Raw genomic sequence first — 20,576 nt, 5'->3', positions numbered from 1 at the left:
CATAAACCCTGCGCAGGATGAGGCTTTCAAGGACAGATCGACAGGGAGTCAGCGATGCGATTCATGGAAACCACAGAGCGTCAGCGAGTTGCCGAGTACCGCTCGCCCGTAGAAAAAACTTCATCCTGGCGCACACTGGCGGCAGGGATTGATCCGGTACTGGCGCAGTCTTTTCGGGTCAGTGCCCGTTGCGGCTGTTTCATGCAGGCGGCTCGCAGTCTCAATATCAAGGCCACCCAGTTGCGCAAACAATTGGCGCAGCTTGAAGCGCAACTGCAGTGTTCGCTGTTCAGTCACTCAGAGAATGGCGTTGCCCTCAGTCGTGACGGATTGCAGCTGCAATCGCAGTTGATTGCCCTGGCCCACGAGCGCGACTTGCCGGTGATCGAACAGCCGTTGATTCGCCTGGCCGTCGCCGAATCGATCCTGCATGACATTCTCGGTCGCGATCTGGTTGCCTTGTTGCGGCGCAACGCCAGCGTGCGCCTGGACATCATCACCCTGGACAGCGAACTGTCCCTGCAAGCGGTCAGCGCCGATGTGGTGCTGTGGCTGGCCGGCACCGAATCACCGCTGCCCGGCCCGAGTTTTGCGGTCAGCGAGCCCCGGCGTCTGGCACGGCTCGACTACCTGCCTCACATCGCCAAACGGTATTCACGGGTCGCGTCGCGGCCAGACAGCCTCGACGACTTGACGGATTTCCTGTTGGTGCAATGGCAGCATGACCGTCAGGTCGACTGTTTCCGGCCGTGGAATACCCTCGTGGATCAGCGCCTGGCCGGGGTGGTGCAGTTGCATTCCTATGAGCTGATGCTGGAGATGATCCGTTGCAGCGCCTGCATTGGCCTGTTGCCCGGATACATCAGCCGCTTCGACCGCGGCCTGATTGAATTGCCGGGGCTGTTCAGTCAACCGATGCAGCGTCAGGTGTGGATGGCGGTCAATGCCGAGTCCGAGGGGGCAGCGCAGGTGCGGATGATTGTTGAGCTGATCCAGAATACCTTCGAAGAGCGGCGGGAGTGGTTTGAAGGCTGAACACAGTCCAAAATGTGGGAGCGGGCTTGCTCGCGAACGGGGACTGGCAGTCGACATCATTGTTGAATGTGCAATCGCCTTCGCGAGCAAGTCGGATCGCCGCACCGCCGCTCCCACACTGACCCTCGCCATATCGCAAGTACGCGGTATAGAGTGGGCGGCCATGCCTGTATCAAGGATGAATCACCCATGCCCGCCACTGACGCTGTTATCACCCTCGAACGTTTCAACGAATCCCACATCGACGGCATTACCGCGCTCTACAACGACCCGGCCATTACCCGTCAGGTGCTGCAAATGCCGTTTCAGTCCACCGAAGTCTGGCGCAAGCGTCTGGAGTCGGACAACGAGCGTGTGGTGCAGCTGGTGGCGCTGCATCAAGGGACGGTCATCGGCAATATTGGCCTGGAGCAGTTCTCGCGGATCCGCCGCAGCCATGCCGGTAATCTCGGCATGGGCGTCGCGGTGGCCTGGCAGGGCAAGGGTGTCGGCTCGAAGCTGTTGGCGGCGGCGCTGGACATCGCCGACAACTGGATGAACCTGCAACGGCTCGAGCTTTCGGTGTACGCCGACAACGAGGCCGCCATCGGGCTGTATCGCAAGTTCGGCTTCGACACCGAAGGATTGTTTCGCGACTACGCCGTGCGTGACGGCGTGCTGGTGGATGCCTTGAGCATGGCGCGTCTGCGTCGCACGCCCAAGGCCGGTTGAATCACTCGCCCAACGCGAACGCCACCGCCGCCTGCGCATGCAGTTCGGTGGTGTCGAGCAAGGGCAGGGCGCTGTGCTCGGGTTTGATCAGCAGGCCGATTTCGGTGCAACCGAGGATGATTGCCTGGGCGCCACGTCGGGTCAGTGATTCGATGACCTGCTGATACACCTTGCGTGACGCCTCGCTGACCACCCCGACGCACAACTCGTCATAGATGATCCGGTGGACGGCCTGACGTTCATCGGCCTCCGGCACCAGCACGGTCAGCCCCATCGAAGTCAGGCGTTCCTTGAGGAAGTCCTGCTCCATGGTGAACGCTGTGCCGAGTAGTCCTATTTTCAGCGCGCCAGCCTCGACGGCAGCCCGACCCGCCGGGTCGGCGATGTGCAGGAACGGAATACTGATCGCTGCCTGAATCTGCCCGGCCACTTTGTGCATGGTGTTGGTGCACAACACCACGCAATCGGCACCACCCGCCTGCAACCGCTGCGCCGCATCCACCAGAATCGCCGCGGCATCGTCCCAGCGCCCGGCATGCTGGGCCTGTTCGACAGGGCCAAAGTCGACGCTGTACATTAGCAATTTTGCCGAACGCAACGGCCCGAGCCGGTCGCGCACCTGCTGGTTGATGAGACGGTAATACTCGGCGCTGGACTCCCAGCTCATGCCGCCGATAAGGCCGATGGTGCGCATGTTTTGCTCCTGTTGATGGCAACCCTTTGTTTTTGAGCATGCATTTATTTGAGAGTACCCGTGGCTCTTCATCGCGATCTATCAGGAAATTTCACATGCCAACGGCACTGAGCCAAGAGCTGCTGGGCGGCAGACTCTGCTTGCAGCTTTTGCCCCGAGCCGCTTACAGCGCGCGCGACCCGGTGCAGTGGCAAACCCTTGGGGTGACGCTGGAACGTCAACAGGGTGTGCACGCCATCGATTCGGATCACCGGGTGGATTTCGACACCTTGCCTGGCGTGCTGGCTTACACCCCGGCCGGCGTGGAAGTGTTTTCCGAATCGGCCAGCGGTGGCGAATACCTGCTGATGCGTCTGGACGAACCGTTCGCCGATCAGCATTTTCCCTCGGTTGACCACCGTGTGCAGTCTTCAGGCAATCGCCGCGCGCTGATGCTGGGCCGGGAATTGCGGCGTCTTTTGCTCGCTCCGCAACAGGACAAGCTGGCGCTTGAGCAAAGGGCTATGGAATTCGTTGGTTTGGTGAGTCCAAAGGTCGATACCGCGCAACATGCCACGTCCAGGGTTTTCACCCAAGTGCTGGACCAGATCGCCGAGCAGTTCCACGAGCCCCTGACCCTTGAACAATTGGCCGCCACCTACGGGCAAAACGAGCTGCGCTTTCTGCGCGACTTCACCCGGGCAATCGGCCTGACACCCCACGCTTACCTCGTTGAAGTGCGGCTTCAGGCGGCACGCCGGATGATCGAACACACCAACCTGTCCCTGGCCGACATCGCCCTGGACGCCGGCTTCGCCCATCAGTCCCATATGGGCAGTGCCTTTCGCAAATACCTGGCCATGACCCCCAGCCAATACCGTTCACGCTTTTAGTCGTACGCCGGCAGCGCGCATCTGCCATGCTCAAAGTCCGCAGCACCGCGTCAACAAAGGAACACCGCAATGGACGATGTACAGCAACTGGGTGAGATGCTTCGCCATTACGCAGAAAGCGAAGCGCACAAGAAGCAACTGTTCGAGTCGCAATCGGCCGCATGGGCGACGCGCATTGGTGAACTGTTCGATCAGATCCAGCAATGGCTGGAACCGGTCCAGGCGCCGAATCTGCTGGAGGTAAGCCGCGAGGCCTATGTCGCCTCGGGGCCGAGCGTTCCAGTCGAAACGTCGACCTTCAAGACCGAGAAGCTGTCCATTGTGATCGCCGGTAAACCGGTGGAATTTGTGCCCGATGTGATGGGTGCCGGTGGTCAGATTTCACTGGCCGTGATGGGCCTGACTGCGGCGCGGTACGGCAGCATTTCGCTGGTGTGCCTGCCACCGTCCAGCAGTTGGCAATGGCGCAAGACCAATGGCTTGAAAGACCCGGATACCTTTGCCTTTGATGCGAATTTTTTGGCGCAGCAGTTGCAGAGCCTGATTCCCCGCGAACGTGGCTAAGGTCAAGGGCCACCCCTCATCGGAACGCCGCCCGCCCATCCCTCTCCCCAGAGGGGAGAGGGGAAAGGGAGCAGATCTCCATGCATTTCAAGACCTGAGTTCGACTCGATATTTCAGGTCGATGCACCTCTAAGAACACCCCGGTCAGTCCCCTCTACCCCTTGGGGAGAGGGTTAGGGTGAGGGGTGGTTCCAACTGACACCCCTCAAACCTCCAAATTGCCCCAGTCAGGTTTTGCTTCTTCCGGCGCCACCGCCTTCACGGTCTTGCCCGTCGCCAATTCCACCCGCCGCGCCACCTCCGGGTCATCGGCAAACGGAATCAAACTGGCTTCATCCAGACTCTCGGCCGTCTGCTGCTTCAGGCAGTATTCAACCGCCAGCCAAAGCCCCACGACGCCCAATACATTCAGCACGACCTCAATCATCTCAAGCCCCTCGCCTCAGGCAATCTGCGCTTCGCGGTGGGCCATTTCGATGTCCGAAACCCGCACCGTGCGCCAGACGTTGTAAGCCATCAGCAACATGCCGCTGAGGAAGAACACACCGCCGGCGAAGCGCACCACGAACCCTGGATGGCTGGCCTGCAAGGCTTCGACGAAGGAGTAGGTCAGCGTGCCGTCGTCGTTGATCGCACGCCACATCAAGCCCTGGGTGATGCCGTTGACCCACATCGAGGCGATGTACAGCACGGTGCCGATGGTTGCGAGCCAGAAGTGCAGGTTGATCAGTGGCGTGCTGTACATCTGCGTGCGTCCGAAGACTTTCGGGATCATGTGGTACAGCGAGCCGAAGGTGATCATTGCCACCCAACCCAGAGCGCCGGCGTGAACGTGGCCGATGGTCCAGTCGGTGTAGTGGGAGAGGGCGTTGACCGTCTTGATCGCCATCATCGGCCCTTCGAAGGTCGACATCCCGTAGAAGGCCAGGGACAACACCAAAAAGCGCAGGATCGGGTCGGTCCGCAACTTATGCCAGGCACCCGACAGGGTCATCATGCCGTTGATCATCCCGCCCCAGCTTGGCGCCAGCAGGATCAACGACATCGCCATGCCCAGCGACTGCGCCCAGTCCGGCAGCGCGGTGTAGTGCAAGTGGTGCGGGCCGGCCCAGATGTACAGGGTGATCAACGCCCAGAAGTGCACGATCGACAACCGATAGGAATACACCGGCCGCCCAACCTGTTTCGGCACGAAGTAATACATCATCCCCAGGAACCCGGTGGTCAGGAAGAAGCCCACCGCGTTGTGCCCGTACCACCACTGCACCATGGCGTCGGTCGCCCCGGAATACACCGGGTAGGACTTGAACCAGTCCACCGGAATCGCCAGGTGATTGACCACGTGCAACATGGCGATCACCACGATAAACGCGCCGAAGAACCAGTTGCCGACGTAGATGTGCTTGGTCTTGCGCTTCACCACGGTGGTGAAAAACACGATGGCGTAAGCGACCCACACCACGGTCATCCACACCGCGCCGGAGAATTCGATTTCGGCGTATTCCTTGGTGGTGGTGTAGCCCAGCGGCAGGGTGATCAGCATCACCACAATCACCGACTGCCAACCCCAAAAAGTGAATGCCGCGAGCTTGTCCGAAAACAGCCGCACCTGGCAGGTGCGCTGCACCGCGTAGTAACTGGCGGCGAATTGCGCGCTGCCGGCAAAGCCGAAAATCACCAGGCTGGTGTGCAGCGGGCGCAAGCGGCCGAAGGTGGTCCATGGCAGGTCGAGGTTCATCTGCGGCCACACCAGTTGCGAGGCGATCCACACCCCCATCGCCATCCCCACGACACCCCATACCACGGTTGCCACGACGAATTGGCGGACGACCTTGTAGTTATAGGCCTGTCCGATTGTTGCTGTGCTCATGGTCAATGCTTCCACGGTTGCAAAGTCTTGCCAGGCCACCCGGACTGGCATGTCGTGCACTGTAGAAACCTTGCCGGAAACAAAACAGACTCAGAAAAACCGAGTTTATGCGGATCAGATAAAGAGCATGCCTGCGGTGATCAGCCGCAGTCTGATACGGTTTTTTAGTGTTTAGCTGAATCTGTAACGTGCTGCGCCGCAGGTCCATAGTCGTTACCTCGTGAACGAGCCGCAGAGCCCGATCAATCCTGATGAGGTAGCCACATGTATCAGTACGATGACTATGACCGGGCCCTGGTCTTTGAGCGGGTCGCGCAGTTTCGCGATCAGGTCGAACGCTTCATGGCGGATGAGCTAAGCGAAGAAGAATTCCTGCCGCTGCGTTTGCAAAACGGTCTGTACATGCAAAAACACGCCTACATGCTGCGCGTGGCGATTCCTTACGGCACGTTAAGCGCGCCGCAAATGCGCACGCTGGCGAGCATCGCCCGGGATTACGACCGTGGCTACGGCCACTTCACCACGCGGCAGAACATGCAGTTCAACTGGATCGAACTGGCCCAGGTGCCGGACATCCTCGAACGCCTGGCGCAAGTGGAAATGCACGCGATCCAGACCTCCGGCAACTGCGTGCGCAACATCACCACCGAAGCCTTTGCCGGGGTGGCTGCGGATGAAATGATCGACCCGCGACCGCTGGCGGAAATCCTCCGGCAGTGGTCAACCATCAACCCGGAATTCCTGTTCCTGCCGCGCAAGTTCAAGATCGCCATCTGCTCGGCGGAGCAGGACCGGGCGGCGATCATGATGCATGACATCGGCCTCTATCTTTACCCGGGACCCGACGGACAGATGTTGCTGCGGGTCATCGTTGGCGGTGGGTTGGGGCGCACGCCGATCCTTGGTTTACAGATCCGCGAAGGGTTGCCGTGGCAACACCTGTTGTCTTACGTCGAAGCTGTGCTGCGCGTCTATAACCGCCACGGTCGGCGCGACAACAAGTACAAGGCGCGGATCAAGATTCTGGTCAAGGCGCTGGGCATCGAGGCCTTTGCCCGGGAAGTGGAGGAAGAGTGGCAGTACCTCAAGGATGGCCCGGCGCAGTTGACCGACGTCGAGTATGAGCGCGTGGCCAGTGCCTTTGTGCCGCCGGACTACCGCGCTCTGGCGGACACCGACCTCGACTTCGGCACACGCCTGTCCGAAACCCCGGCCTTCGCCCGTTGGGTGTCGCGCAACGTTCAGCCGCACAAAGTGCCGGGCTACGCCAGCGTGGTGCTGTCGACCAAACCAGGCATTGCCTCGCCGCCGGGTGATGTCACGGCCGAGCAAATGGAGGCGGTTGCCCGCTGGTCCGAGCAGTTCGGTTTTGGCGAAATTCGCATCGCCCATGAACAGAACATTGTGTTGCCCGACGTGCCCAAGGCTGATCTCTACTCGCTCTGGTGCCTGGCCTGCGAACAGGGGCTGGGTTGCGCCAATATCGGCTTGCTGACCGACATCATCGCCTGCCCCGGCGGTGACTTCTGCGCGCTGGCCAATGCCAAGTCGATCCCCATCGCGCAAGCCATTCAGGCACGCTTCGAAGACCTCGACTATCTGCATGATCTGGGCGACATCAGCCTGAACATCTCCGGCTGCATGAACGCCTGTGGCCATCACCACATCGGCAACATCGGCATTCTGGGGGTCGATAAGAACGGCAGCGAGTGGTACCAGATCACCCTCGGTGGTGCTCAGGGCAAGAACAGCGCATTGGGCAAAGTCATCGGCCCGTCCTTCAGCGCCGCCGAAGTGCCCGGGGTGATCGAGCAGATCATCGCCACGTTCGTCAATTACCGCGAGAGCGAGGAAGTGTTCGTCGACACCTTGCAGCGCATCGGTCTGGAACCGTTCAAAGAGCAGGTCTATCCGAAGCTGCTGGAGGTGTCGGCATGAACAATTTACTGCGACTGGAGGAGGGTGTAGCGCGGATTGTCGCTGATGATCCATGGACCCTGGTCAGGGATGTCAACGATGAATGGCCGGCGGGTCCAGTGATTCTGCCGTTGGCCCGCTGGCTTGAAGGTCCACCGCAAAAGGGCGTGTGGTTGGGGCCGGACGATGAAGTGGAAAGCCTCAAACCGTGGTTTTCACATCTGCCGCTGATTGCCCTGGATTTCCCGAGTTTCCGTGATGGTCGCGGTTACAGCCAGGCGTACTTGCTGCGCACTCGATTGGGCTGGACCGGCGAGTTACGCGCGGTTGGCGATGTACTGCGCGATCAACTCAGCCACATGCGTCAATGCGGGTTCGACAGCTTCGCGGTGCGTGAGGACAAATCGGCTGAAGATGCGCTCAAGGGGCTGGCGGGGATGAGCGTGTTGTATGGGCGTTCGGTGATTGAGCCGCGACCGTTGTTCAGGCGGAGGTAAAAAAACGGGTCAAAAGATCGCAGCCTGCGGCAGCTCCTACACGGGATTGCGTGTACGCAGTTGATGTAGGAGCTGCCGCAGGCTGCGATCTTTTTGCTTTGGGCTGTGATGTCACTTTGGTAGAGTCCGCACCTCATAAGGAAGTCGTACTGAAAGGAGTCTGGTTTGAGTGTGGGCAAGAAGATTTTAGGGTTAACCGCGTTAATGCTGATGTTGACCCTGTGGGGCGGTTACTTTTATGTGTTTCAGGAAAACCGCGGCGGGCAGTTGGGTGGTGCGTTCGACAGTTACGCCTGGTGCGGCACGCCACCGGCCGCCGATGCGCTGTCGCTGGGCAAGGATCAACTGACGCTGCGCGTCACCAACAACCTGCGTGGCGAGTTCACGCTCAGCGGCGCGGTGATTGTTTCCGAGCGCACCTTCAACCGCTATGACCTGGGCCGTAACGAGCTGCGCCTGCGCCTGGAACCGCTGCAATGGTCCTACGGCGCCACGCCGATTTTCCTCGAACAGGTCAGGATCAAACCCCTGAGCCGTAACCTCGCTTCAGACAACAAAAGCGCCTACGCGGAGCTCGAGCCACGCCCGATTGGCGTGCAGGGGCGCGCCACCGAGTTTCCCTTCGACACCTACCGCTACGGCTACAAACCGGTGCTGTATTACCTCAAGGGCAATGAGCGCATCGACTTGCGCTTTCGCCACATCACCACGGTGATGGAGATGTCGAACACCTTTACGCCCATTCAGAAGTACAACCGGGTCGAGTACATCAATGAGAAAAACTCGCTGGTGCGCGACGAGGATTACAAGCCTTACGCCGCCAACGAATGCGCGTTCAGCGTCGAGCGCAAGGGCTCGTTCAAGGTGATTGTATTGCTGTTGCTGCTGGTCATTTGCCTGCCGCTGATGCACGTGTTTTATCGCGACGAGCCCGGCATCGATTTTCTCGCCACGCTGGTGAGTATCGGGGCGATCCGGGTGTTTCTGGTGGGGCCGTTGCAGGACTTTCAGCTGTACAACATTGACTTCCTGTTTGGCGCGGCGATTTTGCTGGTGGGCACGGTGTCGTTGATCAAGGCGATGCGGGCGAATAGTCGGCGGGAGTTGGCGTTGAAGAGCGGGTCGTCATGGTGAAGATGTGGGGTGTCATTTAGATCCACCCCTCACCCCAACCCTCTCCCCACGGGGGCGAGGGGAAAGGGAGCCGATCTTCAAGCTTTTCAAAACCTGAGATCGACTCGGAATTTCAGGTCGATGTAGCTCGAAAAAACACCTCGGTCAGTCCCCTCTACCCCTTGGGGCGGTCCGACGTTTCGGGAGGGTTAGGGTGAGGGGTGGATTTCAAGAATGTACTCCGGGTCACTTTAACGCCGGATCCCCCATGTTCATTTTCTTCCAGCCCTGCAACAGCACCTGTGCCTTCGGTTCCTGCCCGTTTTCCAGGTAGTACTGGATCAACGACAACCGGGCATTGCGATTGGCCGGTTGCACTTTCAGCAGCCGCTCCAGCTCTTGGCAGGCCTCATCGACCTTGCCGCTGTCGTGCAACGCCACCGCCAACACGTAACCGTACTGAGCGTTCTGAGGTTCCAGTTGCGCGGCCTTGCGCAGGGCCGGCATGGCCTGGGCGGATTTGCCCGCGCGCACCAGCGACAGGCCTTGAGTGTGTTGCAGCAGGGCGGCCTCCGGGTGTTCTTTCAGGCTCTGCGCCAGCAGCGTCTGAGCTTCCTGATTGCGTCCGTTCGCCTCCAGCCATTGCACCAGCGTCACCAGCGCCGGGTAGAAATCCGGATCGCGCTTGAGGGCGGTGCGCAGCAGCGCTTCGACTTCGCCGCTACGACCGCTGGCTTGAAAGAGCATGGCCAGGTTGAGGTTGGCTTCGGCGCGTTCGGCCAGGTTCTTCTGGACCACCTCGTATTCGGCGATGGCTGCATTCCAGTTGTCCTGGGCGCTGCCCAAGCCATTACGGGCCACGCTCAGCAGGTCCCGGGCTGCGGCTATCCGCACAGCTTTCACCGGGTCGGCCAGCAATGGCGTCAGCAGCGGCGCGCGCTCCGGTGGCGGCAGGAAGGCGCTGATCGCCCGGACGGCGCTTTCACGCACTTGCGGGGCCGGGTGGTTCAAGTCCTGGGTGGCCAGTTTCAACGCCTGTTCGCTGGGATACAGCGGCAACTCGGCCAGCAGGGTTGTGCGCTGAATCGCTGGCAAATGGCTGCGCTGCAGCTGCTCGTACAAGGCTTGTGCCGCGCCGGGCTGACCGTTGCGAATCAGCCACAGGCTTTCGTCGTAACGCGGTGCCTGCGCGGTGGCGGTGTTCCAGAGCTTGAATTGCTCGGTGACCTTGTCGCCAGCCTTGCCCTGGTGACAGGTCAGGCAAGCGTCCGGCGTGCCGAGCTTTTTCGCCCGCTCAGGGTTGGGAATGCTGAAACTGTGGTCATGCCTGAAGTCATTGCCCATGTAGAACTTGCCGGGCATGTGGCAATCCACGCATTGCGAACCCGGCTGGCCCATGGTGTGGCGGGTGTGCTCGATGGAATCGTAGTTCTTCGCTTGCAAGCCTTTGCCGTCGACGCCGTCCACCGAAGTCTTGCCGGCGCTGTTGTGGCATTGCAGGCAGACACCGTTGCCCGGTGCCTTGAGCTCGGTGCTGTGCGGGTTGTGGCAGTTGCTGCAGCGCACGCCCTTGTCGAACATTTTGCTCTGGGCGAAGGAGCCGTGCTCGAACACTTCGTCCTTGATCTTGCCGTCCAGCGCGTACAACTCGCGGGTCAGGGGGCTCGGCAGGTAGTCATCCATCAAGCGTTTGCCAGCGGTGAAGCCGTCGCCCAATGGCGCGCGGCGCGAGTGGCAGCGGGCGCAGGTTTCGATTTCGACGGTGGCGTTCTTGTCCTTCAGGTCGACGGCAAAACCGGCATGGACCAGGTCAGCTTTTTTTGATGTCCATTCCAGGTGATTGGAGGCTGGGCCGTGGCAAGCCTGACAGCCGACACCGAGGCTGTTCCAGTGACTGTCGAAGGTATTTTTCGCGGCATCGAAATTGCGCTTGTAACCGGTGGTGTGGCACTCGACGCACATGAAGTTGGCGTTCTGGCTCGGCTTGCTCCAGTGCAACGGGTCCTTGAAGTTCACGCCCTGGCCCGGATAGAGGTGAAACCAGCGCTGCTTCTCGGTATCCCAAGCCACGCCGAGGGCTTGCAACCGACCTTCGCCGACCTCGATCATGTATTGCTGCAGTGGCGCGATGCCGAAGGTGTAGGCGACCTTGAAGTCGGCATTCTTGCCATCAATCCCGGGGGTGTTGACCCAGAACCCGCCGTCCTTGTGCGAGAAACGGGTGGTTTCGTTTTCCGCTTTGAAGGTGGCGTTATTGAAGTCGCCCAGCATCGTTTCGGCATTGGCTTCCTGCATCGCCAATTGGTGATGGGAGCCTTGCCAGTCCTTGACCTGCTCGCTGTGGCAGCCTTGGCATTGTTGCTCATCGACCATCGTTGCCGGCGCCACGGCGACCGGTTGCGGATTGACCGGCTGGGCAACCGGAGTGCTGACAGGCGCATAAGTCACGGGAGCAGGTTTGCTGCTGAACAGAAACCAGCCGATGCCCGCGATGGCCAATAGCAAAACGCCGAGGGTGACGGGAAACAGGTAACGGCCAATCAAGGTCGGTGGCGAATCAGGGGTTGGCTGTACCGCTTTATTTTTATGTTTCGGCATTGCGACTTCCATAGTCCGGGTGCGTTTGCCGTCAGGCGCGCGTTCAAGCTCGATGCAGCTTTGCCGGATGGCCGGCGACTGTCAAATGACGGTTGTGATCTGCTGTGCAGTGTCCAGGTCATGAAGACCGATGAAGCTCAAGTCCAAGTGATGCGTTGGGGCTGAGGGCCTCTTCGTCGGAACGCCGCCCGGAGACAAGCTCGCTCCCACATTTGATCTCTGCTGTGTACAGAATGTGTGATCAAGGCAGATCCAGTGTGGGAGCGAGCCTGCTCGCGAAGGCGGTCTGTCAGGCGCCGCATCACTCCCCGACAAACCACCGGAAATACGGATTCCCCCCATCCCCGCGCATCACCTCGCGAATATCCCTGGCCCACGCGTCTCGGTCACCGTCATACGCATGCAGACTCGCCCGATAGAACTGCATCAGGCGTTGCTGGTGTGCGTTCAACCGCTCGTTGAAACCCGCATCGGCATTCACCAGCGGTGGCGCTATACGCAGGTCCAGCAGGGCCGGCAGTACGCGGCTGATCTCCTTGGCACGCACCCATGGTGCATATTCGATACGCGGCTGATCGTCGGTCACCGGTTGGGCGTCGGCGGCGAAACGCTCCAGGCCTGCATGATCGGTGACCCAGGTCGAGAGCAACGCTGCAGCCGAGCCAATGCCCACGTCCTGTAAGGTGCTGCGCACGGTGTCCTGTTGGAAGCGTTGGCTGATTTTCGCTGCGTCCAGTTCGATCGGTTCCATCGAGCCCACCAGCAGCATTTCGTGGAACTCGCTGGTCCACAGGGTGGCGTAGGGGAAGACGTCGAGAAAGCTGCGCACCAGTGAGCGCGAGTCGTCGATGTTCTGGGTGGGCAGCGGCAACCACTGAGCGACCAGGCCTTGTTTCTCCAGGCGACTGGCGGCCAACTGATAGAAGTCCCGGGAATACAGATTCACCACGCCAGCAGCGGAGGGCGGTGGTGGTTCGAGGGTGATCAAGTCGTAGCGCTGCGGGTTGCGCAGCAGTTCCTGCCGGCCATCCTGCAGGCGTACGTCAACGCTGGGGTCAGTGGCCGCATTGAAGTTGCCTTTGAACAACGGCGCGGCTTTGACCACTGACGGCAGCAGCTCGGCCACGACGCGATGCTCCAGCCCTGGATAGCGCGTCAGGGCGCCCGCGGTGATGCCGGTGCCAAAACCGATCACCAGCGCCGAGCGCGGTTCGCCATTATGGATCAGCAGCGGCAGCAGCGCCTGGATACGCATGTAGCGCAGTGACGGCATGGCGTCGCCAGTGTTGGAAACGCCCTGGATGTACAAACGCTGGAATGCTTTTTGTCCTTTGCCCTGAGTGACCACGGCGACGGTTCCACCGCGTCCTTCTTCGTAGAACGCCAACGTCGCGTTGCGAGCGCCGGGAAGCAGGCTGGCGAGTTTGTTCACGGGGGTAAAAACGGCCACCGCAATTGACAACAAACCGATAGCAACCACCGCCTGGCGCCGGCCTTTCTTGACCCCATGACCCTTGCGCACCGCGAAGTACCCAATCCCGGCGGCGGCAATCGCCAGCAGGCCCAGGGTTCGGACCAGCCCCAGCAACGGGATCAGCACAAACCCGCAAAGCATCACCCCGACAATCCCGCCCAGCGTATTGAACGCCACCACCGCGCCGACCGCATGACCGACCCGCTCGCGGCCGACGCTCAAACGCAGGGCCAGCGGAAATGCGGCGCCGAGCAGCAAGGTCGGTACAAACACAATGCTCACTGCCGCCACCGCAAACCGCGCGGTCATGCCCAGCAGGTCACTCGCACCCAACGACAACACCCAGGTTTCAGCCACGCTTTGGGCGACCACCAACCAGCGTCCGAGCAGGGCGATTTCCAGCAACGCGACGAGCCCGGCACCGGCGATCAACAAGCCGAACACACCCCAGGGATCACGAATGCGGTCAACCCGACGGGCCAGCAGCATGCTGCCGAGAAACAGCCCGGTGAGGTACGTCGCCAGCACCACTGCAAAGGCGTAGGTACGAGTGCTCATGAACTGCACGATGGATTGCGACCAGACCACTTCGTAACCGAGGGCCACGCCACCGGCGATTGAGTACAGCCACAAGGCAACGCGATCGGGCGCTTTGTCGGCGTGGTGCTTGACCGGTGCCTCGTTCGGCAGCGAGCGGTGGCGTTGAAACCACAAGGCACCGACGGCGGCCAGCAGGTTCAGCATCGCCGCCGCCAAGGCACTGCCGCGTACACCGAGGGTTGCAATCAACACAAACGCGGCGAGCAGGGTGCCGGCGATGGCCCCGGCGGTGTTCGCCGCATAGAGCTGACCGCCGGCCTTGCCCAGCTGTTGCGGGTTTGCTGCCAACGAACGAATCAGCACCGGCAGGGTGCCGCCCATCAGCAGCGCAGGAATGCCCACCAGTGCAAACGGCAACACCCAGGCCAGCAGGCCGACTTGTTGCTCCAGCCAGGCAAACGGGCTGGCCGCGAGGCTCATGGCGAAGGTCGCCCCGACGCCGAGTACGGCCACCAGCACTTCCAGCCCTGCATAGAGCAGAACCAGTTTTTGCAAGTGATCGGCCCACCGGCCGAACAACAAACCGCCTAACGCCAATCCGGCAAAAAAGGCGCTGATCCCGGTGGTAATGGCGTACACCTCGACGCCGACCACCAGCGACAGCTGCTTGATCCACAGCACCTGATACACCAGCGCCGCGGCACCGGAGACGAACAGCAACAGGGCTGGAATCAGCAACGCCGGAGATTTGATCCGAGTGGCGGGTAGGGCCGACGACTTGCTGGCGACACGTGAGGACATTGCGGTTTGCCTTGTTCCAATTCAAAAAATACGGCGACCGTGGCGGCCCTTTCGCGAGCAAGCCCGCTCCCACAGGGGATTTGTGCCGCACTGCAGATCCCCTGTGGGAGCGGGCTTGCTCGCGAAGGGGGACGACGCGGTCTCAAGCCAAAAACAAGGCCGTTCGCTGGTGAAGGCGAGCGGCGGTCCAGCGGTCTTACTGTGCAGGCTGGTTCTTCATTTTTTCCGCGATTTTTGCATCCACGGCCGCGCGGATCTGGTCAATGCTGAAGCTGGCCGGTTTCTGGCTTGGCGGATACTCGATGAACGTTTGCAGGAACTGCGCCGACTTGCCGACGGCTACAGCAGCCAGGTAGACGTTCTTGGTTTGCCAGTCGTAATACTGATCGGAAACGATGTCGGCGCGCTCATACGGATCCATCCGCAGATTGAGGATTTTCGGTACCCGCAAGCATACGAACGGTTCGCTCCAGACCTTGAAACCGCCCGGTGCGCGTTGTTCGCAGAACACGGCTTTCCAGTTATCGAAACGCATGGACACCAGCACACCGTCGTCGTTGAAGTAGTAGAACTCCTTGCGTTCGCCTTTAGGTTGTTGGCCCGTCAGGTAGGGCAGTTGGTTGTAACCGTCCAGGTGCACTTTGAAACTGGTGCCGCCGGAAGTCGGGGCCCAACCTTTCAGGAGTTTGTCTTTCACCCCGGCATCGCCAGCAGCAGCCAGCAGGGTCGGGAACCAGTCCATGCCCGAGAACATTTCGTTGGACACTTCCCCAGCCTTGATCTTGCCCGGCCAGCGAACAATCGCCGGTACCCGATAGGCACCTTCCCAGTTGGAGTTCTTCTCGTTACGGAACGGCGTGGTCGCCGCGTCCGGCCAGGAGAACTGGTTCGGGCCGTTGTCGGTGGAGTAGACGACGATGGTGTTGTCGGCGATTTTCAGGTCGTCGAGGGTTTTCAGCAGTTTGCCGACGTCACCGTCATGCTCGAGCATGCCGTCCGCATACTCGTTGCCGGGCATGCCGCTCTGGCCCTTCATCGAATCGCGCACGTGAGTGAACAAGTGCATACGGGTGGTGTTCATCCAGACGAAGAACGGCTTGTCCGCCTTGGCCTGTTTCTCGATAAACGCTTGCGCCGCAGCAGTGGTTTCGTCGTCGATGGTTTCCATGCGCTTGGCGGTCAAGGCGCCGGTGTCTTCGATCTTGCCGTCGGCGAAACTGTGAATCACACCACGCGGGGAGTTGGCCTTGACGAACTCAGGGTCATCCTTGGGCCAGTACGGACGCTCGGGTTCTTCTTCGGCGTTGAGGTGGTACAGGTTGCCGAAAAACTCGTCGAAACCGTGATTGGTCGGCAGGTACTCATCCCGGTCGCCCAAGTGGTTCTTGCCGAACTGGCCGGTGGCATAGCCCTGGGACTTGAGTGCCTGGGCGATGGTGATGTCGCGTTTTTGCAGGCCCACCGGGGCACCCGGTATACCGACTTTCGACAGACCGGTGCGCAATGGTGTCTGCCCGGTGATGAACGACGAACGCCCCGCAGTGCAGCTGTTCTCCGCGTAATAGTCGGTGAAGATCATGCCTTCTTTAGCAATCCGGTCGATGTTCGGCGTCTTGTACCCGACCACGCCCATGGAATAGGCACTGATGTTGGTCTGGCCGATGTCATCGCCGAAGATCACCAGAATGTTGGGTTTTTCAGCGGCTGCGGCTGTTGCCGAAATCGCCATCACCGAGGCTGCCACCAAGGCGAATTTCGGTAGCCACTTGTGTATGCGAGTCATCTGACTTGCTCCTTTTTTTACTTGCGTCGCTCATGCGCGACAAACGTTTTTTGCAGTCCTGCGTAACGCTTTTTTATTGCACGTGCTCGGGGGTGGCGGCCTCGAAGGGATAGATCCGGCGCCATTCGGCGGCCATATCCACGATAGTCCAGCCGCGGGTTTTTGCTTCGTCCAGAGCCTTGTCCAGACGACCGATTTTGGATTGACGGTCATAAGCCCATTCGCGTTTGGCGTCGGTGTGATGCACCAGTCCCATGAAGCGTTTGCCCGGCCCGGCGGCAGTCCACTGCAGCATTTGCAGGTCGCCGTCGGAGTTGCCGAACGCGAGGATCGGACGCCGGCCGATGACTGCGTCGATGCTTTCCGGTTTGCCCGGGCCGTCATCGTTGTGGGCCAGTTTGGCGGTGCGCAGGATCGACGGTTGGCCGTCCTTGAGCTGGTAGGCGGTGACAAACGTGGTGCCGATCACTTGTTCCGGCGGGATGCCGTAGACCTGCTCGGCGAAGGCGCGCATGAACGCGGTGTCGCCGCCGGAGACAATGTAGGTTTTGAAATTCTGGCTGCGCAGGTAATCGAGCATTTCCCGCATCGGCTGGAAGATCATCTCGGTGTAGGGCTTGCCGGTTCTCGGGTGGCGCGCCTGGGTCAGCCAGGTTTTGGCGTAGTCGTCGAAGGCTTCGGTGGTCATGCCGGTGTGAGTGGCACCGAAGATTTTCAGGATGCCGTCCATGCCGGACTCGCCCAGGGCCTTCTGATCATTTTCGAGCACGGCCTTGAAGGGCTGGGTGGTTTTCCATTCCGGGTGCTGCGGTGCGGTGCGCTTGACCTCTTCCAGGGCAAACAGCAATTCGAAGTACATCGGCTGCTCGCTCCACAGCGTGCCGTCGTTGTCGAACACGGCGATTCGATCGGCGGGTTTGACGAAATCCTTGCTGCTTTGATCGGTCACGGCCTGGACGAACTCGACGATGTTCTTTTTCGCCGGGCCGTCGTTCCACGAGGGCAGGGGCTCGCGAGTCTGGGCCAGCACCGGCAGGCTCAGCGCAAGGGTTAACAGCAGCGTCAGCCCGTAGCGGTAGCGCAGCGATATCGGGTTCGTCATGGGACATCCTTCGCGTGAGCGGGATTAAGTGGACGCAGTGCTGGTGCGGCTGACGCTTTGTCGCGTTTGGCCTGACTATGCAGCGTAGCCAAGGATTGCTTGAGGTGGTGGAGCGCCTGGTCTTCGGTGGGTTGACGGCTGTAACAGGCGTGCAACAGGTCCTGCAGGCGCGGACCAAGGTTCATCAGTTTCAGGCCCATGCGGCTGCGTCTGGCCCACAGGTACAGGGCGCTCAACTGTGCGGGTTTGCCGTCGATTTGCGCCGGAATCTGCCGCCAGGCGTAGTCGGCGGACTCCAGCCACGCGGCGCGTCGGGCGCGGCGTCGGGCTTGCCATTTAAGGTACGCACGTTGGACGAACGGACGGGCAAACCAGCCGAGCAGCGTCACGGCCACCAGCAGCGTTAAAAGCACCAACCAATGCCCGGAGAGATGCACGCGACCTTGCTGAGTGAGTTTTTTCAGGTCTTCGGTGATTGAAAACACCGGCCGATAAGCACTGTTGGCTGTGGCATCGAAGGTCACGGCCGGGACTTGTGCCGTGCGGGTCTGTCCGGTGCTGGCGTCCCACCATTTCTGCTCGATTGCCGGCAGGTGATGGCGGCCTTCGGTGTCGATCCGATAGGTCACGGTGTCGATGCGCTGGCCGCCGTTGAAATGGCCGCGACCGTCGTCGAGGTTGCTGATTTGCGCGGCTTTCGGATAACGGCTGAGGCCGGCGACATCCGCCAGTGACGGCGCGGGTAGCGACATGGCCAGGGCGTTGTCGGCCTGCAATGTCAGTTGCCGGGTAATGCTGTCACCGACCTTCAGGGGTGTCGCCGAATAGAGGACTGTTTGCGTGACGCGCAGCCCTTGGGCCACCAGCACCGGTTCGCCGGGTTTGAACCCCGGCGGTTGTGTGGCAATGAAGTGCAGTGGCTGGCTTTGGGCGGTCAACGGCGCGCTGGCCTGACCGGGCGTGGCGCGCACCGTCAATGCCGGGATGTCGAAACCCTGGGCCAGATTCGGGGTGATCCGGTAGCGGTAGCGCATGCCGTTGAACGACTTGCCGTCGAGCGTCTGGTTCAGGTGTTCAGCGTGGCCGTCGGGCGGCATGACCAGTGCACCAGGCAGTTTCAGGTCGGGCAGGGTGGGGGCGTCGGTGAACCAGCTGTCGGTGAGGACGTCGAGTTGCAGTTCCAGAATGCCGCCGACCATGATTGAGTCGGTGGGTTGCAGGTGGGTCTGGACACGTAGCTCGGGTTCGGCGGCAACGGCGTTGATGCTGATCAGAGAGAGGATCAACAAAGTGCCGAATTTAGTGGTGAATGACCTGGCGCCATCGCGAGCAGGCTCACTCCCACATTTGATTTGTGTGCGCTGCAAATCCCCTGTGGGAGCGAGCCTGCTCGCGATGGCCGCGACTCGGTCTATCAGACGGATCATGGTTTACCTCCCGCCTGATCCTGCAAACTGAATTTCTGCTTCAGGAATTTCGCCGGCGACGTGCTGAGGTTCTGCAACCACAGTGCATCCGACGCCGCTTGCTCGGTCTCGACCGGTTTGCTCTGGCCCTTGCCCGGCGCTTTGTCCATTTTGATGTCGTCGGGTTTGACCTCCGGCGCGTTCTGTTCGGCGCTGTCGGTGTCTTTCTGCAAGGCGATGGCCAAGGCCAGGTTGGCGGTGGCTTCAGGGAATTGCGGTTGCATCTTCAACGCCTGGGTATACGCGGCGATGGCCTGATCAAACTTGAAGCGGCGCACGTAAATATTGCCCAGATAGAAATACGCCTGCGGGGTGTCGAGTCGCGCAAAACTGGCCAGTGCCAGGTCGTAATCGGCGGCGTTGTAGGCGGCAATGCCTTTCCAGTAGGGATCGACGAAGTGCGCGGCAGCCTGCGGGAAATGCTCGTGCTCGAAGGCCCAACGGCCTTGCTGGTCAGGGGTAAAAAAGGCATCGGTCAATGCGTTGGCTTCGGCGGGTATTGGCTGAAATCCGATGCCCAGTGCCAGCAACCACCCGACCGTCCAGTTCAGGCTCCAGCCCTTGCGCACGCTGAAGAAGGCGATCAGCAGCAACGGCCAGCACAGCCAGTAACCGGCGTCTTTCCAGTGCAGTTCGCGCTGTTCATCGCTGGCCGCCTGGAAGTGCTGCTGGGCGTGCAGCTCGATCCAGTCCAGGTCGTCGTCATTGAGCGTCAGGCTGCCCAACGGCGCATCCAACGTTGATCCAAGCTGTTTAAGTGCGGCCTGATCAAAACTGCCAAGTGCCGGACGACCATTGCTGTCGGTCCGTGGCTGGCCGTTGGCGTCGTGGATGATCCCGCCATCTTCGCTGCCGACGGCCAGAATCAGCACTTGCAGCGCGCTGTCGTCCAGTTGCTTGTCCAGACCGCTGAGTTGCGAGGTGTCGCCGCCGTCGGTGATCAGCAGCAGGGTCCCCGGCGTTTTCTCGGCGATCAGCAGGCGTTTGGCTTGCTCGATCACCGCGCTGACATTTTTCCCCGGTTTGCTGATCAGGTCGGTGCTCAGGGCTTGAATGAAGGTGTCGAGCAGGGCGGGATCGTCGGTCGGCGGCAATACCAGATGAGCGCTGCCGGCGTAGGCGATCAACCCGTTGCGCGCACCGGCGCGACGCTGGATCAGGTCATGCAGCTTGTGTTTGGCCGCTTCCAGACGACTTGGCTGTACGTCGGTGGCGTCCATGGACGGCGACAGGTCGATGGCGATGATCAGTGGCGCGCGGTTTTCCAGAAAGTCCGGACGGTCCTGTTCCCAGGTGGGCCCGGCAGCCGCGATGGCGCCCAGCATCAACAACGCGCACGCCAGATGCACGGGGCGAAAACGCTGTTGATCCTCTGGCGTAATCAGCAAGTGCGGCAACAAGTGCTCCGCGATGTTGCTGCGCAAGCGCCGTTGCACGTCGCGACTGCGGCGCCACAGCCAGGACAACAGGGCGCCGAACGGCACCAGCAACAGCCACAGTGGACGCAGGAAATGGAAGTCACTGAGATTGATCTCCATC

Annotated in this window: 16 protein-coding genes; 7 read left to right on the top strand and 9 right to left on the bottom strand. The window is 60.7% G+C overall.

What is annotated here, in order from left to right; all coding sequences use genetic code 11:
* Positions 1-54 precede the first annotated feature (54 nt).
* Together PMI27_RS21395 and PMI27_RS21400 are read left to right on the top strand one after the other, a co-directional pair.
* Positions 55-1,035, top strand: a complete 981-nt coding sequence (locus PMI27_RS21395) for a LysR family transcriptional regulator (protein ID WP_008150815.1) — start codon at positions 55-57, stop codon at positions 1,033-1,035.
* A 189-nt stretch (positions 1,036-1,224) separates the two neighbouring features.
* Positions 1,225-1,746: a GNAT family N-acetyltransferase gene (locus tag PMI27_RS21400; RefSeq protein WP_008150818.1), complete on the top strand. Its 522-nt coding sequence runs from the start codon at positions 1,225-1,227 to the stop codon at positions 1,744-1,746.
* Position 1,747: 1 nt separating this feature from the next.
* On the opposite strand, the gene PMI27_RS21405 is transcribed toward PMI27_RS21400, so the two are convergent.
* Entirely contained in the window at positions 1,748-2,440 is a 693-nt protein-coding gene (locus PMI27_RS21405) for an aspartate/glutamate racemase family protein (protein WP_008150820.1), read from the bottom strand.
* A gap of 95 nt (positions 2,441-2,535) precedes the next feature.
* On the opposite strand from PMI27_RS21405, the gene PMI27_RS21410 reads away from it, so the two are divergent.
* Both PMI27_RS21410 and PMI27_RS21415 read left to right on the top strand, forming a co-directional pair.
* Entirely contained in the window at positions 2,536-3,312 is a 777-nt protein-coding gene (locus PMI27_RS21410; RefSeq protein ID WP_008150822.1) for a helix-turn-helix domain-containing protein, read from the top strand.
* 69 nt (positions 3,313-3,381) lie between these two features.
* Positions 3,382-3,876: a hypothetical protein gene (locus PMI27_RS21415; protein ID WP_008150824.1), complete on the top strand. Its 495-nt coding sequence runs from the start codon at positions 3,382-3,384 to the stop codon at positions 3,874-3,876.
* Between the two features lie 205 nt (positions 3,877-4,081).
* On the opposite strand, the gene PMI27_RS21420 is transcribed toward PMI27_RS21415, so the two are convergent.
* Together PMI27_RS21420 and ccoN are read right to left on the bottom strand one after the other, a co-directional pair.
* Positions 4,082-4,303 (bottom strand): hypothetical protein, encoded by a 222-nt coding sequence (locus PMI27_RS21420; protein WP_008150826.1) that lies wholly within the window; start codon positions 4,301-4,303, stop codon positions 4,082-4,084.
* Positions 4,304-4,318: 15 nt separating this feature from the next.
* Positions 4,319-5,746 (bottom strand): cytochrome-c oxidase, cbb3-type subunit I, encoded by a 1,428-nt coding sequence (gene ccoN / locus PMI27_RS21425; protein ID WP_033053306.1) that lies wholly within the window; start codon positions 5,744-5,746, stop codon positions 4,319-4,321.
* A 264-nt stretch (positions 5,747-6,010) separates the two neighbouring features.
* On the opposite strand from ccoN, the gene PMI27_RS21430 reads away from it, so the two are divergent.
* The 3 genes from PMI27_RS21430 to PMI27_RS21440 all read left to right on the top strand — a co-directional run bounded on the left by PMI27_RS21430 (position 6,011) and on the right by PMI27_RS21440 (position 9,294).
* Positions 6,011-7,684 (top strand): nitrite/sulfite reductase, encoded by a 1,674-nt coding sequence (locus PMI27_RS21430; RefSeq protein WP_008150831.1) that lies wholly within the window; start codon positions 6,011-6,013, stop codon positions 7,682-7,684.
* Positions 7,681-8,160, top strand: a complete 480-nt coding sequence (locus PMI27_RS21435; RefSeq protein WP_008150833.1) for a DUF934 domain-containing protein — start codon at positions 7,681-7,683, stop codon at positions 8,158-8,160. Before PMI27_RS21430 ends, PMI27_RS21435 begins: the two co-directional genes overlap by 4 nt.
* Before the next feature lie 165 nt (positions 8,161-8,325).
* Positions 8,326-9,294, top strand: coding sequence for a hypothetical protein (locus PMI27_RS21440; protein ID WP_008150835.1), 969 nt, complete (start codon positions 8,326-8,328; stop codon positions 9,292-9,294).
* A gap of 225 nt (positions 9,295-9,519) precedes the next feature.
* Here PMI27_RS21440 and PMI27_RS21445 read toward each other — a convergent pair whose 3' ends face one another.
* From PMI27_RS21445 to PMI27_RS21470, 6 genes are all read right to left on the bottom strand, one after another.
* Positions 9,520-11,871, bottom strand: coding sequence for a tetratricopeptide repeat protein (locus tag PMI27_RS21445; RefSeq protein WP_008150837.1), 2,352 nt, complete (start codon positions 11,869-11,871; stop codon positions 9,520-9,522).
* A gap of 301 nt (positions 11,872-12,172) precedes the next feature.
* Positions 12,173-14,686 (bottom strand): fused MFS/spermidine synthase, encoded by a 2,514-nt coding sequence (locus PMI27_RS21450; protein WP_008150838.1) that lies wholly within the window; start codon positions 14,684-14,686, stop codon positions 12,173-12,175.
* A 196-nt stretch (positions 14,687-14,882) separates the two neighbouring features.
* Positions 14,883-16,469, bottom strand: a complete 1,587-nt coding sequence (locus tag PMI27_RS21455) for an arylsulfatase (RefSeq protein ID WP_008150840.1) — start codon at positions 16,467-16,469, stop codon at positions 14,883-14,885.
* Between the two features lie 73 nt (positions 16,470-16,542).
* Positions 16,543-17,571, bottom strand: coding sequence for an HAD family hydrolase (locus PMI27_RS21460; RefSeq protein WP_008150841.1), 1,029 nt, complete (start codon positions 17,569-17,571; stop codon positions 16,543-16,545).
* Positions 17,568-18,998: a BatD family protein gene (locus PMI27_RS21465; protein WP_008150843.1), complete on the bottom strand. Its 1,431-nt coding sequence runs from the start codon at positions 18,996-18,998 to the stop codon at positions 17,568-17,570. The genes PMI27_RS21460 and PMI27_RS21465 overlap by 4 nt, the downstream gene beginning before the upstream one ends.
* Entirely contained in the window at positions 18,995-20,575 is a 1,581-nt protein-coding gene (locus PMI27_RS21470) for a VWA domain-containing protein (RefSeq protein WP_008150845.1), read from the bottom strand. Before PMI27_RS21470 ends, PMI27_RS21465 begins: the two co-directional genes overlap by 4 nt.
* Position 20,576 lies beyond the last annotated feature (1 nt).

Source organism: Pseudomonas sp. GM41(2012) (genome assembly GCF_000282315.2).
Lineage (GTDB): Bacteria > Pseudomonadota > Gammaproteobacteria > Pseudomonadales > Pseudomonadaceae > Aquipseudomonas.
Note: the sequence above shows the minus strand (reverse complement) of the source record. Positions and strands in the feature narration are given on the sequence as shown.

Coding starts and splice junctions, on each gene's coding strand:
- PMI27_RS21405 (WP_008150820.1), bottom strand. CDS start 2,440: ATGCGCACCATCGGCCTTATCGGCGGCATGAGCTGGGAGTCCAGCGCC.
- ccoN (WP_033053306.1), bottom strand. CDS start 5,746: ATGAGCACAGCAACAATCGGACAGGCCTATAACTACAAGGTCGTCCGC.
- PMI27_RS21400 (WP_008150818.1), top strand. CDS start 1,225: ATGCCCGCCACTGACGCTGTTATCACCCTCGAACGTTTCAACGAATCC.
- PMI27_RS21430 (WP_008150831.1), top strand. CDS start 6,011: ATGTATCAGTACGATGACTATGACCGGGCCCTGGTCTTTGAGCGGGTC.
- PMI27_RS21455 (WP_008150840.1), bottom strand. CDS start 16,469: ATGACTCGCATACACAAGTGGCTACCGAAATTCGCCTTGGTGGCAGCC.
- PMI27_RS21450 (WP_008150838.1), bottom strand. CDS start 14,686: ATGTCCTCACGTGTCGCCAGCAAGTCGTCGGCCCTACCCGCCACTCGG.
- PMI27_RS21470 (WP_008150845.1), bottom strand. CDS start 20,575: ATGGAGATCAATCTCAGTGACTTCCATTTCCTGCGTCCACTGTGGCTG.
- PMI27_RS21410 (WP_008150822.1), top strand. CDS start 2,536: ATGCCAACGGCACTGAGCCAAGAGCTGCTGGGCGGCAGACTCTGCTTG.
- PMI27_RS21465 (WP_008150843.1), bottom strand. CDS start 18,998: ATGATCCGTCTGATAGACCGAGTCGCGGCCATCGCGAGCAGGCTCGCT.
- PMI27_RS21415 (WP_008150824.1), top strand. CDS start 3,382: ATGGACGATGTACAGCAACTGGGTGAGATGCTTCGCCATTACGCAGAA.
- PMI27_RS21445 (WP_008150837.1), bottom strand. CDS start 11,871: ATGCCGAAACATAAAAATAAAGCGGTACAGCCAACCCCTGATTCGCCA.
- PMI27_RS21460 (WP_008150841.1), bottom strand. CDS start 17,571: ATGACGAACCCGATATCGCTGCGCTACCGCTACGGGCTGACGCTGCTG.
- PMI27_RS21435 (WP_008150833.1), top strand. CDS start 7,681: ATGAACAATTTACTGCGACTGGAGGAGGGTGTAGCGCGGATTGTCGCT.
- PMI27_RS21395 (WP_008150815.1), top strand. CDS start 55: ATGCGATTCATGGAAACCACAGAGCGTCAGCGAGTTGCCGAGTACCGC.
- PMI27_RS21420 (WP_008150826.1), bottom strand. CDS start 4,303: ATGATTGAGGTCGTGCTGAATGTATTGGGCGTCGTGGGGCTTTGGCTG.